General features: G+C 51.1%; 11 protein-coding genes. 3 read left to right on the forward strand and 8 right to left on the reverse strand.

Annotated elements, in window-relative coordinates:
- Positions 1-26 precede the first annotated feature (26 nt).
- Positions 27-1,082 carry an ATP-dependent sacrificial sulfur transferase LarE gene (gene larE / locus MTCT_RS04545; RefSeq protein WP_048175618.1) on the forward strand — a complete coding sequence of 352 codons (1,056 nt, stop codon included), beginning with the start codon at positions 27-29 and terminating at the stop codon, positions 1,080-1,082.
- A 54-nt stretch (positions 1,083-1,136) separates the two neighbouring features.
- Here larE and MTCT_RS04550 read toward each other — a convergent pair whose 3' ends face one another.
- From MTCT_RS04550 to rimI, 8 genes are all read right to left on the reverse strand, one after another.
- Positions 1,137-1,553, reverse strand: a complete 417-nt coding sequence (locus MTCT_RS04550; RefSeq protein ID WP_048175619.1) for a hypothetical protein — start codon at positions 1,551-1,553, stop codon at positions 1,137-1,139.
- Positions 1,546-2,391 (reverse strand): CBS domain-containing protein, encoded by an 846-nt coding sequence (locus tag MTCT_RS04555; RefSeq protein WP_048175620.1) that lies wholly within the window; start codon positions 2,389-2,391, stop codon positions 1,546-1,548. Before MTCT_RS04555 ends, MTCT_RS04550 begins: the two co-directional genes overlap by 8 nt.
- Before the next feature lie 36 nt (positions 2,392-2,427).
- On the reverse strand, positions 2,428-2,859 hold the full coding sequence (locus MTCT_RS04560) for a universal stress protein (RefSeq protein ID WP_048175621.1): 432 nt from the start codon (positions 2,857-2,859) through the stop codon (positions 2,428-2,430).
- Between the two features lie 4 nt (positions 2,860-2,863).
- Positions 2,864-4,018, reverse strand: coding sequence for an amidohydrolase family protein (locus MTCT_RS04565; protein WP_084126216.1), 1,155 nt, complete (start codon positions 4,016-4,018; stop codon positions 2,864-2,866).
- A gap of 121 nt (positions 4,019-4,139) precedes the next feature.
- Positions 4,140-5,468, reverse strand: coding sequence for a PKD domain-containing protein (locus tag MTCT_RS04570; RefSeq protein ID WP_048175622.1), 1,329 nt, complete (start codon positions 5,466-5,468; stop codon positions 4,140-4,142).
- A gap of 68 nt (positions 5,469-5,536) precedes the next feature.
- Positions 5,537-8,716, reverse strand: coding sequence for a carbamoyl-phosphate synthase large subunit (gene carB, locus MTCT_RS04575; RefSeq protein WP_048175623.1), 3,180 nt, complete (start codon positions 8,714-8,716; stop codon positions 5,537-5,539).
- Positions 8,717-8,736: 20 nt separating this feature from the next.
- Positions 8,737-9,819 carry a glutamine-hydrolyzing carbamoyl-phosphate synthase small subunit gene (gene carA, locus MTCT_RS04580; RefSeq protein WP_048175624.1) on the reverse strand — a complete coding sequence of 361 codons (1,083 nt, stop codon included), beginning with the start codon at positions 9,817-9,819 and terminating at the stop codon, positions 8,737-8,739.
- A gap of 34 nt (positions 9,820-9,853) precedes the next feature.
- Complete coding sequence (rimI, locus tag MTCT_RS04585) at positions 9,854-10,324, reverse strand: ribosomal protein S18-alanine N-acetyltransferase (protein ID WP_048175625.1); 471 nt, start codon at positions 10,322-10,324, stop codon at positions 9,854-9,856.
- A gap of 19 nt (positions 10,325-10,343) precedes the next feature.
- Here rimI and MTCT_RS04590 point away from each other — a divergent pair, with 19 nt between their 5' ends.
- Positions 10,344-10,757 (forward strand): UPF0146 family protein, encoded by a 414-nt coding sequence (locus MTCT_RS04590; protein WP_048175626.1) that lies wholly within the window; start codon positions 10,344-10,346, stop codon positions 10,755-10,757.
- A gap of 269 nt (positions 10,758-11,026) precedes the next feature.
- The gene (locus MTCT_RS04595; protein WP_048175627.1) at positions 11,027-13,552 is read left to right on the forward strand and encodes a calcium-translocating P-type ATPase, PMCA-type; all 2,526 of its coding nucleotides are present in this window, start codon (positions 11,027-11,029) and stop codon (positions 13,550-13,552) included.
- The last annotated feature ends 88 nt before the right edge of the window (positions 13,553-13,640 follow it).

A 13,640-nucleotide genomic window follows, 5' to 3' on the forward strand; every position in this document is an offset into this window, starting at 1 on the left:
CCTCACAGGACTATGGATGTGTTATCATGGATCTTGAATCAAAGGTTGAAAGGGTTAAGATGGCCCTCAGGGGTGAGAGGATCGCCGTTGGATTCTCGGGTGGTGCTGACAGCACAGCTCTCCTTGATATGGCTGCAGATGTTGCTGATGCTGTGGTCGCCTTCACCGTGGATACCGGTGTGATGCCCCGTGGCTTCATTGAGGGGGCTTCAGGTATAGCCAGGGATATCGGTGTTGAACATGTGGTGCTTGAGATGAATCTCCTTGATAACCCTGAATTTGCGAAAAATGCTGCCGACAGGTGCTTTGTGTGTAAGAACATCATATACAGTTCCATAATCAGGGAAGCTCATAACAGGGGCCTTGATGTGGTTGTAGACGGAACCACAGCCAGTGACATGTTCGAGGACCGCCCTGGGGTCCTTGTAAATCACATGCTTGGAATAAAAACACCCCTACTGGACGCCGGGATGAAGAGAAGTGATGTGATTGAATACCTCAGGTCCAGGGGACTTAACTATCTGGAGGAAACCACCTGCCTTGCAACGAGGATCCGGACAGATGAAGAAATCACCCCCGAGATTATAAACAGGGTCTCCTATGCTGAAAGCCTCATCAGGGGCTTTTACGGTTATGGAAAGGTCCGTGTCCGCCATGAAGGGGGATCCGCCATAATAGAGGTTGATGAACCAGAAAGGCTCCTTGAGGCGGCCATCATAAGGCACCTGGATGATGAGCTGAGGGCCGTTGGATTCAGCAGGGTCCTCCTTGACATTACAGGAACCAGAAATACCGGTGATGATGCCATGATCTACAGGCCCTGCCGTGACGCTGAATCAAGGATAATGTTCGAGGTTAAGCTGCCCTACAGCATAGATATTGCCGGGACCTGCAGGGAACTCATGGATAGGGAGCCAAGGTGTTCAGAGAAGATGGGGGTCATAATGCTGGAGATCGGTGATGGGAACATCACCATCTTCAGGAACGGGAAGATCGTTGCAAGGAGGGTCAAAGACCAGGATGAAGCAGAGAATCTCCTCCTTGAGGTACTACCCCACATAATAAGGGAGCCTGTCAGTTAATGAACCAGCAAAAAGGATTGCGGGAAACCTGGAGGCTCCAGTTAACTGAAGCCACTAGAGAACCCTCCTCACATTCTCATCCACCCTTCTCCTGAAGGATGTCATCCTCCTGAGGAGACCCCTTGAGTCAGGGCCCCTCAGAATCAGGTCCTCCTCAATACTGAAGTGTACGCCGTCGGCGCTTATCTCATTGAAGACCACCTCAACCTCATTCGAGTCATCGGGGATGTCATTGGTCCTCAGATCGTAGTCAACAAGTAGTTCATCATGCTCCAGGACATCTGAAACAGCGGCCTTGAGCGTCATCTCCAGTACATCCAGAAATGTTTCTATGACCGGGAGGTCGTTCCACCAGCAGTATCCGAGGAGCATCTTGAGCTGTATATCCCTTATTGAGACCTCTCCATGGTTCTTAACTGCAACTGTGAGAACCCCCCGGGAGGTTCTCAGCGTTATCCTCTGGTCAGTCATTTCCATCAATGAGAGCATTTATAAGGTCATTGGCCCTTGCAAGTCCAACGAGGTCTCCTTCATAGTCTATGATGGGTATCTGCTCAATCTTCCTCCTCTTCATCTTTTCTGCGCAGGAGGTTACGGTTGCTGATGTGGTTGCAGTCACAATATCCGTGGTGGCAACATCCCTGACCTCCTTGTCAGGGAATCTCAGCTGATTCTTTATAACATATAGGACGTTCTTGCTGTCCCATGACCACCTGTCACCCTCTGTACCGACTGAAGTGTTGTGGACTGTGCTCTCTGAGACAACCTCACTCTCATTTATGAAGTCTGTCTCTGTGAGGACACCTGATAGTTTTCCCCTGTTGTTGAGGGCGAGGAGCACCTTTAACTTGAAGTACCGCATTATCTCAAAGGCAACGTTGAGTGGTGTCCTGTCCCATGTGGTGGGGATGTTGCGTGTCATGTAATTCTCAACCGGTTCCTGGATGTCCATCTCAGCGATGGCCCCTGCAACGAGGTCATAGCTTGTCACTATACCCACAAGCCTGTCCCCATCCACAACAGGGACCCTGCGGATGTTGTTCTCCAGCATCCGCTCTGCAGCCACCCTGACGTCATCATCAGGAGATACTGTAACCGGGTTTCTTGTCATTATGAGGGCTATCTGCTCCTCATCAGGGTTTTCAACAAGATCAGATCTTGTTATTATACCTACAAGTTCTTCTGTCCCCTTCTTAACCACGGGAAGCCCTGAAACATTCTTCTTTCTCATGAGTTCAAGGGCTGTTGCCCTGTTCCCTGGTACGGTAACATAGTGTATGTTCTCTGACATTATCTCCCTTACAAGCATGACCAACACCAAAATTAATTCGTAAAAAAAGTTTTTTCAGTGAACCACGAGGACCGGGCAGCCTGCGGATCTTACAACCTTCTCGGCCACGCTTCCCAGAAGGAACCTGTCAAGACCGTGTTTGCCTGAGGTACCCATTACCACAAGGTCCACGCCCTCCTTCTCCACTGTCCTCAGTATGGCATCTGCAGGTGAACCCTCATCGGTCCTCAGTGTTAACTTTATATCAGCCCCTGACTCCTCAACAAGCTTTTTAACAGCCTCCAGGGACCTTGAGGCCTCCTCCTCGAGCATCTCCCGCAACCTTATTATAAGGTCGTCGGCTGGTAGACCCACCAGTGAAGATGTCTCCATAACGGTTAAAGCAATTATTTCAGCTCCGCTTTCCCTGGCAATCCATATTGCATGTTCAGCAGCCTTATTGGCCTGTTTTGAGCCGTCGGTCGGGAGCGGGATTTTACTGTACATAGCCTCACCTCTTAACTAGTTTACCTTTTATTATTAAATATATTATATTTTTCGATTCTGTCCGGTTTATGATTGAGAGATATGGATCATCTGACACTTTCTCAACAAGGATGAGGTCCGCGGGGAAGCCCTCCTCAATCACGCCTGTGCCTGTGAAGGCTGATGTGTTGGATGTGGCCATCCTCAGCACCTCCACCGGTGGGAAGTAGCTGCGTGTGCATCCCCTTGTGACCTTGAGTGTGTACTCCATCTCACGCAGCATATCAGGGGAGTTGAACATGAGGTTGTCTGTGCCAAGGAGAAGGTTGATGCCCATCTCATGCATCCTCCTGATGGGGGGTATGCCAGATGAGAGCACCCCATTGGACCTGGGACAGAGGACCACCGACGCCCCCATCTCCCTCACAAGTTCAAGGTCCCCCCTGACAGGGTTTGTGAGGTGGACAAGGAGTTTGAATCCTGCTTTGAGGGCCCTTTCAACCTCACTCATGCCTGTATCCTCAAGGGACCTTCTCTGTGACTCCCTGTGCTCTGCAACGTGTATGGATGCTAGCTTCCCTGCCCTTTCACATTCCTCAACGATTATGGATGCTGTTTCATCCGTTATCTCACCCATACCGCTGGGGGCGAATCCATCTGAAACCTTCAGGACCCGCCTGACCCGCCGCCGGATCTCAGCCGGGGATGCCCCTGGATCAAAGACCACGGGATCCCTTCCAAGCACAATCCCTGAGATGGAGAGGTCAGTGAGGGCCTCCCTGAGGAGTTCAACACCCTCAGGGCCTCCCTCCCTGTAATCAATGAATGATCCTATCCCATGGGTGATCATGTCCCTGGCCGAGTTTCTCATGGCCTCCACGAGCATCCGGGGGGGTGAAGATTCCAGTATTCTGTGCTTGAGGCCATGAGGGGGCCTCACTATATCCTCAAGTGGTTTTCCATCACCCACATCAAGGGCGACTGAGTCCCCGATGTGGACGTGTGAATTTATGAGTGCAGGGCATACTATGAGGTTTGATGCATCTATTCTCTCGTCTGAGCTGACTCTTTCATCTGTTATCTCATTTATTATTCCATCCTCAATCACCAGGTTCTTCCGCTGGGGTGTGAGCTCAGGGCCCCTCAGGATGGTTCCATTTTCAACCACAAGCATGTTCATTTATAAGGGCGCCATGTTCTTTAATATTTTCTGGATACCTGGTTATTTTCCGGAGAAAAAGAACATATAAAGTGACAGAACCATCACTATTCACTTAAAGAAAGGAAGAAGAGGAAAAACTCTAAAACCTCCTCAGATTGTTTGTCTCGGACTTCTCAGCGACCCTGTTGTAGTAGTCCACCTTAACCGTGCCCCTGGAGTACCTGTAGTAAGTTTTAAGGGTGATGCTTGCACCGGGGTTAAGGGTTCCTGTGTAAACCTGTCTGTAGTTTTTTGTTGGGTAGCTGCCATACCAGACCCTTGTGTAGAAGTTTCTGGCAGCGGCTGTACCCTGATTCCTGATGTATATGTACAGTGTGCTACCTGATTTTCTGGTCCCTGTGACCACGAGATCCGGTTTCGGGTTTCCAACGGTTAATGTCTTCTTCTTAACTGATATGAGGCCATTGGGGTCTGTAGCTGTCAGTGAAACCGTGTAGTATCCCTCACGGGCATAGGTGTGTGTAACATTGGAACCGGTGGCGGTTGAACCATCACCAAAGTTCCATTTAAGTGTCAGGTCGTCCCCATCAGGGTCATATGAGGTTGAAGTGAATGCAAATGTCCTGATTGATGTTGAGCCACAGTAGGCGTAGCTGAAGTCAGCCACAGGTTTGCTTCCTGTGAAGGTGGGCCTGTTCTTTGTAATGTACCATTCCTCTGCAGCTGCATCATCGTAGGGTGTTGTCTGATTAAACCGGGGAAATGTTCCGTTCCAGTCCCCGACGAAGGCCGCGTATCCATGATCGTTGCGCCACACCTGCGTTCCATTGTACAGGGTGCTCTGATTTATAACCTCATAGTTCTGCTGGTTGGCCTCATAGAAGTTCCTGGCACCATTGAGGAAGTCATAGATTATCTCGGCACCATCCCATGCAGTTGCATAGTAGTTGGCCCCTGCCCCCGTGAACATCCTTGCAAAATTGTAAACAGTTTCAACGGGGTTTTTAACCTCATAGTCCTCAACCCAGCCGGTTGAGAAGCATACGTGGAGTAGAATTGCTGGTATGCCATACTTGAATGGAGCATAGAATGTGGTGCCGTTCACCATCATCATGTCACCGGCACCCCATATGTACCCATCCCTTGCAACAAGGCCAAATGGTGGTGTGGCGTTGCCTCCACGGCCATCATAGTGGCCCGCCATGTAGCCACCGTGTCCAGCGTATATCACTGCATCTGCCCCGTACATACCCTTCAGTATGTTCTTGACGGTTGCATTGTTCCTGTAGAGCTCAAGAACCTGGTAACCCCTGTTTTTGAGGGTCGTTGCAACCTTCTTTGCCTCATCATACATGTAAGGGCTGTCGGAGAGGCTATCTGCTACTATGAGTATGTGGGCCTCTGCCACTGGAAATGTGATGACTGATGCGATGATGAGTGCTGTGACTATAAATCCTGATACCCTCATCGTATTCACCGATCAGCTTTATGGCTTCACATAAACTTAAACATATGATGGTATCTTGGTGCTCAGACTCACATACCATGGTATTCGTCAAGTGACTTCACTGTTATTTTTCCCATGCGGACTGCTTCAATGGCATTCAGGGCCGCCCTGGCCCCGGCGAGTGTCGTGACGTAGGGTATTCCCAGTTCAACCGCCATCCTCCTTATGAGGTAGCCGTCATCGGCTGACTGCTTCCCTGATGGTGTGTTTATTATGAGACCAACTTCACCGTTGAGGATGGCGTCCCTGATGTTTGGTGACCCCTGGCTCACCTTCCTCACAACCTCTATATCCGCTATGTCACTGACTGCCCTGGCCGTTCCCCTGGTTGCCATGATCCTGAAGCCGAGTTCATCGGCCTTTTTAACGATATCAGCTATCTTATCCTTGTCCTGGTCCCTGACACTTATGAAGACCTTCCCCTCGTTGAGGAGGTCCATGCTGGCTGAGAGCTGGGACTTGTAGTAGGCTATGCCAAAGTTCTCATCTATTCCCATGGCCTCACCCGTTGATTTCATCTCAGGGCCCAGGACCGAATCTGCTCCAGGTAGCTTTATGAATGGGAATACAGATTCCTTCACAGCAACGTGTTCTATATCCTTCTCCTCTGTGAGGCCAAGGTCCCTGAGCTTCGCACCCATCATGAGCCTCGCAGCCATCTTGGCAAGGGGAACCCCGGTCGCCTTGCTGACAAAGGGCACTGTACGGCTTGCCCTCGGGTTTGCCTCGAGTATGTAGACTGATGGATCTGAGTCTGGCTTTACAGCGTACTGTATGTTTATGAGGCCCACCACCTCAAGTTCAAGGGCCAGTCTCCTTGTGTAATCCTTTATGGTATCAATTATGTCCTCAGGGATGCTCTGTGGTGGTATCACGCACGCCGAATCCCCTGAATGCACTCCTGCCTCCTCTATGTGCTCCATTATACCTCCTATGTAGACGTCGGTGCCGTCGCAGAGTGCATCCACGTCGACCTCTATGGCATCCTCAAGGAACTTGTCCACCAGTATGGGGTGTTCAGGGGATACTCGGACAGCCTCCTTCATGTACTCCTCAAGCTCCACATCATCATAGACTATCTCCATTGCCCTTCCACCCAGCACATAGGAGGGCCTTACGAGTACAGGGTAGCCTATGCGTTCAGCCACGGCCCTTGCATCCTCAAAGGACTTGGCGATTCCGTAGGGTGCCTGGGGTATTCCAAGTTTATTCAGTACCTCAGTGAACCTTTCACGGTCCTCGACCCTGTCTATGCTCTCATGTGGTGTTCCGAGTATCCTCACACCAGCCTCTGCCAGGGGGACCGCCAGGTTTATGGATGTCTGGCCGCCGAACTGGACAACGACGCCCTCAGGTTTCTCCTTCTCGATGATGGAGAGGACGTCCTCGAGGGTGAGGGGCTCGAAGTAGAGCTTATCTGAGATGTCATAGTCTGTACTCACTGTTTCCGGGTTGTTGTTGACCATTATGGTCTCATATCCAGCCTCAGTGAGGGCCATGGCTGCGTGCACACAGCAGTAGTCGAACTCTATCCCCTGACCTATCCTTATTGGACCTGAACCTATGATGAGGACCTTTCTACGGTCTGATACCTCCACCTCATCTTCAAGGTCATAGCAGCCATAGTAGTAGGGTGTCCTGGCCTCAAACTCAGCTGCACATGTATCAACCATCTTGTATACCGGTTTTATATTGTTCTCAAGCCTCAGGGCCCTGATACTGGATTCATCCTTACCTGTGAGGGATGCGAGTCTCGAATCTGAGAAGCCCATCCTCTTGGCCTTGAGGAGTATGCGGGGGTCCTCCAGTGATTCCCTGGTGAGGGATGATTCAAATTCAGCTATGTTGCTTATCTTCTGGAGGAAGAATGGGTCTATCTGTGTCAGCCCATGTATCTCCTCTATGCTCATACCATCCCTGAGGGCTGTGTAGACCTGGAAGAGCCTCTGGTCAGTTGGATTTTCAAGGTCAGCACGTGTGTATGGTGTCTCAGTGAATCCGTCTGCACCGATGTCCAGGGACCTTATGGCCTTGTTGAGGGACTCCTCAAGGGTTCTCCCTATGGCCATGACCTCCCCCGTGGACTTCATCTGAACCCCTATCTCCCTGCTTATCCCCTTGAACTTGTCAAAGGGCCAGCGGGGAATCTTTGTGACCACGTAATCTATTGTGGGCTCGAAGGACGCCGGTGTCTCCTTGGTGATGTCGTTCTGTATCTCATCGAGGGTCATGCCGACGGCTATCTTGGCGGCTATCTTGGCTATGGGGTAACCCGTGGCCTTGGATGCCAGCGCACTGCTCCTGCTGACCCTCGGGTTCACCTCTATGACCTTGTATTCGCCGGTCTCCGGGTGGACAGCGAACTGTATGTTACAGCCACCCTCTATCTTGAGGGCCCTTATGATCTTTATGGCTGCATCCCTCAGCCTCTGGTTGTCCTCGTCGCTGAGGGTCTGGGCAGGTGCAACCACCACGCTTTCACCTGTGTGTATACCCATGGGGTCGATGTTCTCCATGTTACAGACGATTATGCAGGTGTCATTACGGTCCCTCATAACCTCGTACTCGAATTCCTTCCAGCCCAGGACTGACTGGTCAATGAGTACCTGGTTGATGAAGCTCATCTCGAGGCCCCTGGTTGCTATCTCAATGAGTTCGTCACGGCTGTGGGCCACCCCTCCCCCTGTACCTCCCAGGGTGAAGGCGGGCCTTACGATCACAGGGTAGCCTATCTCCTCAACCGCCTCAAGGGCCTCCTCTACTGAATTGACGGCCCTGGCTGCGGGTACTGGTTCATTGAGCTTCTTCATGAAGCTATCGAAGAGGTCGCGGTCCTCAACCCTTCTTATGGTTTCAATGGATGAACCTATAACACGGACTCCCTCCAGGGCCCCCATCTCTGCAAGGCCCGTTGCAACGTTGAGGCCTGTCTGACCGCCCATCGTTGGGAGTACTGCGTCAGGTTTCTCCTTCTGGATTATCTTGGCAACGATTTCAGGTGTGAGGGGTTCGACGTAGACCCTGTCAGCCATCTCCATGTCGGTCTGTATGGTTGCAGGGTTCGAGTTCACAAGTACGGTCTCTATCCCCTCCTCCCTGAGTGATTTACATGCCTGAGAACCAGAGTAATCGAATTCAGCTGCCTGCCCTATCTGTATAGGGCCAGAACCTATGATAAGTACCTTATTGATGCTTTCATCCCGCGGCATTTTATCCCCATTCCTCTCATCTAATATTCCCTTAAAACATCCGCAAAGCGGTCAAAGATGTTCACTGTGTCATGTGGCCCTGGACCCGCCTCAGGGTGGTACTGGACACTGAACACCGGGAGTTCCCTGTGCTCTATACCCTCCGGTGTTCCATCGTTGAGGTTCAGCTGTGTTATCTCTATATCAGTGCCCTTCACTGAATCAGGGTCAACCGTGAATCCATGGTTCTGGGAGGTTATTGAAACCGTTCCGCTCCTCAGGTCCTTCACAGGCTGATTTACACCCCTGTGACCAAACTTCATCTTGTATATGCGGGCCCCGAAGGCCAGGGAGATTATCTGCTGTCCGAGGCATATCCCGAATATGGGCAGACGTTCGGATAGTGTTTTAACCGTTTCTATGGCATCCCTCACCCTTGTGGGGTCCCCGGGTCCGCTTGATATGAGGAGCCCGTCGGGTTCGTAATCCATGATCTCGGCAGGTGATGTTGTGTAGGGTACAACAACTACCCCCAGATCCCTCTCAAGGAGGGCATCTATGCTGTTCCTCTTGATTCCACAGTCAACTATCACAACCCTCCGTGACGCATCCTCATTCAGGATTACAGGTTCCTTTACACACACCATATCCACAAGGTCTATCTCTGTTATGGATGGCTGCTTCACCGCCATTTCAAGCAGTTCCTCATCATCAATTTCCTCGGTTGCCAGGGCACCCTTCATTGCGCCCTTCTCCCTTATCTTTATTGTCAGGGCACGTGTATCCACCCCAGCTATCCCGGGGATCCCATATTCATCCAGGAACTCCGGGAGGGTCTTTTCTGATAGCCTGTGTGAGGGTGCAGGGCACATTTCCCTGACAATGAGACCCTCAGCCTTTATCCCATCTGACTGGTACCACTCCTCAGAGACGCCGTAATTGCCCTGTAAGGGGTAGGTTGGCATCAGTATCTGACCCCTGTATGATGGATCTGTGAGTGACTCAACATATCCTGTCATCCCCGTTGCAAAGACAACTTCCCCTGTTTTCACCGTCTCAGATCCGAAGGCTTCTCCTCTGATTATGGTACCGTCTTCCAAGGCGAGTTTTGCTTCCTTAAACATTTCACCACCATGATCCTGATTTCCTTTGATTAGATTAGACTGGTCGATATTCATGCCCATGGAGGGAATCAGGCTGTAGATCCATCCTCATGACCACAGCATCCTCTCCATCCTCATAGTAGTTCTCCAGTATCTTCTCCTCACTGAAGCCAAGGGCCCTGTAGAATTTTATGGCCCCTTTATTCCTTGCCCTTACCTCCAGTTTAATATTTTTAATGTGAAATTTTTCAAATATACTTATGGCTGTCATGACAAGTGCCGCCCCAACACCCCTCCTGCGGTAATCTTTATCAACTGCAAGTGAGATAATATGACCCTCATCCTCAAAACGGATCCAGAATATTATGAATCCAACGACCTTCCCATCCTCCTGGGCCACAAGGAAGCCTGCTCCAAGGTTGTAGATGTCCCTGAGGAGGTGGGCGGGGTATGGGTCCATGAAGGAGTCCCTTTCAATCTTAAGGACCGTCTTAAGGTCCTGTGGTCTGAACTCTCTTATTATCATCTCTATCTCCGTGGTATCAATGTGGAAGGATCTTGCAGTTTACATAATCAGGTGCTCGGGGCCGGGAACCCGTGTTGTTGAGGTGGGTGCCGGCAGGTTCCTCTATGTTTCAGATTACATCAGGAAACATTCAAAGGTTGATTTGGTTCTTACAGATATTAAACCTTCCCATGGAGGCATTGTACGTGATGACATCACATCCCCCAGGATGGAGCTATACAGGGGGGCCGCAGTAATATACTCCATAAGGCCCCCGGCAGAGATCCACAGCTCCCTCATGAGGGTCGCCGATGCTGTGGGGGCCCGGCTAATAATTAAGCCCCTGACCGGGGAGGATATTGTAACAGAGAGGAAGATGAAACTTGTCAATTATGGCCGGACATACTTCTATGAATACATACCGAAGTCCGCAGTAGGTGAAAAAATACCATAACCCTGTAAGATGAGTGCCTTGCCACCTTGATCCAGTAACTGGTACCGGGCACTGAATGTGCACATCACTTATATTATATTTATTATGAGATGGATATGGAAATAACGTTGAAGAACAGCCGGACTGTATGATTGATATGAGAACATCATTGAATAACTGACAGAAAATCCGCAGACTGACCTTATATGAGAGAATAACGTTGAAGAACTGGATTGACAGAATAGAATGAACCTATTTAAACGTGCTAATAAATTTAAGACGTGTTCAAAATGAAATGGGCTGATATGAGTTTAGATGAAGTTTTAAAGGAGCTTAAAACGTCCAGGGATGGTTTAAGCCGGGACGAGGCATCGAGGAGACTTGAGAAATACGGGAAGAACGAACTCGTTGAGGAGAAGAAGGCCGGCCCGGTGAAGCTATTCCTCAGCCAGTTCATGGATATACTCATAATACTCCTCATACTGGCTGCCGTTGCATCCTACTTCGTGGGTGACGTCCTTGACTCTGCAGTCATCCTCTTCGTTGTGGTTGTAAACGCCACCGTTGGGTTCATCCAGGAGTACCGGGCCGAACGTGCCATGGAGAAACTCAAGGGCCTGGTATCGACAGAGGCTGTCGTCATAAGGGACGGTGAGACCCTGAGGATCCCTGCATCCGAGCTAACCCTGGGAGACATGGTGATCATAGAGGAGGGAGACAACGTACCCGCCGACCTCCGGTTGATAGAAACCTATGATCTCCGGATAGACGAATCAGCCCTCACCGGGGAATCAATACCCGTCAGGAAGACACATGAAAATCCTGAAGATGAGAGGGATGTTATTGCATTCATGGACTCCAACGTTGTCTCAGGGCGCGGCAGGGGGGCTGTGATAGCCACCGGCATGGAGACCTCCATGGGTAAAATCGCCAGGATGATACAGGAGGATGAGGGTAAAACACCCCTCCAGGAGAAGATAATCTCCCTGGGGAAGAGCCTCGGCCTCATAGCAGTGGTGGTATGTGCCCTTGTATTCGCAATACAGTTCCTCCGCGGCCTGCCACTGGTGGACACATTCATGACAGCGGTTTCCCTTGCCGTCGCATCTGTACCTGAGGGGCTGCCAGCAATACTCACACTGACCCTTGCCCTTGGAATGCAGAGGATGGCCAGGAGCAACGCCATAGTGAGGAGGCTCCTTGCAGTGGAGACACTCGGTTCCTGCTCTGTGATCTGCACAGACAAGACAGGTACACTGACCCACAACCGGATGACCGTGAGGGAATCAGAGCTCACATCACCTGAAATGGCCCTCCTGGTATGCGCCCTCTGCAACAACGCCACATCATCTGAGGGGGGTGTGATAGGTGACCCCACAGATGCTGCCATACTGAGCTTCGCAGCTGAGAAGGGCTACCTGCGGGATGAACTCGAAAGGAAGTACCCCCGTCTGGCAGAGATACCCCTTGACAGTACAAGGAAGAGGATGAGCACCATAAACCAGCTGGAGGACGGACGGTACCTCCTCGTGAAGGGAGCCCCCGAGATAATACTCAGAAGATGCCGTTACATCGACAGCGGTGATGGTGTTAAGGAACTGACTGATGAAGAAGTGGAGAGGTGGCTCTCCAGACTCAATGATATGACCTCAAGGGCCCTCCGGGTGCTTGCACTGGCCTACAGGAAACTCCCTGACGGTGACGATGAGGAGAAGGACCTGGTGTTTGTCGGACTTGTTGGTATGATGGATCCGCCAAGAAGGGAGGCTGCTGATGCCATAGAAACCTGTAAGAGGGCCGGTATAAAGGTTGTTATGATTACAGGGGATCACAGGGACACCGCGGTTGCCATAGCACATGAACTGGGACTCATGGATAACGGGATGGCCCTCACAGGCAGGGAGCTTGATGAGCTCAGTGACGAGGAGTTCCATGAAATCGTTGAAGATGTGAGGGTCTATGCACGTGTTTTTCCCGAGCAGAAGGTCCGGATAGTTGAGGCCCTCCAGGGCAGGGGCCATGTGGTCGCCATGACCGGTGACGGGGTGAACGATGCTCCTGCCCTCAAGAAGGCCGCCATCGGTGTGGCCATGGGCAGCGGTACAGATGTGGCCAGGGAATCCTCCGACATGGTCCTCCAGGATGATAACTTCGCAACCATCGTCAGGGCGGTTAAAGAGGGCAGAACGATATTCGATAATATAAGGCGTTTTGTTAAGTTCCAGCTCTCAACAAACGTGGGGGCCATCCTGACAATTGTGTCAGCATCCCTCATCAACCTCCCGGTCCCCTTCAACCCGATACAGATACTCTGGATCAACATAATAATGGATGGACCACCTGCACAGTCCCTGGGTGTTGAGCCCCCTGAGTCAGATATAATGCTCCGCGGACCTGAAAGGGAGAATATACTCCCAAGGAGGAACATCCTGAGGATAATCCTTGCAGGTGCTGTGATGGCCGCCGGTACCCTGGGGCTCTACATGTACATGCTATCATCAGGAGCGGGGATTGAGAAGGCCATGACAGTGGCCTTCACGGTGTTCGTCGTTTTCCAGATATTCAACGTCTTCAACTGCAAGTCACGGACTGGCCTGTCAAACAGGGCGCTGATCCTTGCCGTTGTGGCCTCACTGGCCCTGCAGATCCTCGTGATCTACCTTGCACCCCTTGAGGGCATATTCAGGACTGTGCCACTATCAGTGGTGGACTGGGTGCTGATAGTCCTGGTGGCATCACTGATACTCATCCTCGAGGCTGTCCTGAGATTCTCTGATGGGAGAAATAAAGTAAAGGAGAACCGTGCAAACCCCTGAGATAAAGGAGTGAACAGAACAGTACCTCTGGAGAAGAAAAACAATGAACCCTGGAGATAAAGGAGTGAACAGACAGGAGAGTGGCCGG

Origin of the sequence: Methanothermobacter sp. CaT2 (assembly GCF_000828575.1) — an archaeon.
Classification (GTDB): Archaea; Methanobacteriota; Methanobacteria; order Methanobacteriales; family Methanothermobacteraceae; genus Methanothermobacter.

Bases quoted from the DNA above. Each gene is read 5' to 3' on its own strand.
- MTCT_RS04555 (WP_048175620.1), bottom strand. From the start codon at position 2,391: ATGCTTGTAAGGGAGATAATGTCAGAGAACATACACTATGTTACCGTA.
- MTCT_RS04570 (WP_048175622.1), bottom strand. From the start codon at position 5,468: ATGAGGGTATCAGGATTTATAGTCACAGCACTCATCATCGCATCAGTC.
- carB (WP_048175623.1), bottom strand. From the start codon at position 8,716: ATGCCGCGGGATGAAAGCATCAATAAGGTACTTATCATAGGTTCTGGC.
- carA (WP_048175624.1), bottom strand. From the start codon at position 9,819: ATGTTTAAGGAAGCAAAACTCGCCTTGGAAGACGGTACCATAATCAGA.
- MTCT_RS04595 (WP_048175627.1), top strand. From the start codon at position 11,027: ATGAAATGGGCTGATATGAGTTTAGATGAAGTTTTAAAGGAGCTTAAA.
- larE (WP_048175618.1), top strand. From the start codon at position 27: ATGGATCTTGAATCAAAGGTTGAAAGGGTTAAGATGGCCCTCAGGGGT.
- rimI (WP_048175625.1), bottom strand. From the start codon at position 10,324: ATGATAATAAGAGAGTTCAGACCACAGGACCTTAAGACGGTCCTTAAG.
- MTCT_RS04560 (WP_048175621.1), bottom strand. From the start codon at position 2,859: ATGTACAGTAAAATCCCGCTCCCGACCGACGGCTCAAAACAGGCCAAT.
- MTCT_RS04565 (WP_084126216.1), bottom strand. From the start codon at position 4,018: ATGAACATGCTTGTGGTTGAAAATGGAACCATCCTGAGGGGCCCTGAG.
- MTCT_RS04590 (WP_048175626.1), top strand. From the start codon at position 10,344: ATGTGGAAGGATCTTGCAGTTTACATAATCAGGTGCTCGGGGCCGGGA.
- MTCT_RS04550 (WP_048175619.1), bottom strand. From the start codon at position 1,553: ATGACTGACCAGAGGATAACGCTGAGAACCTCCCGGGGGGTTCTCACA.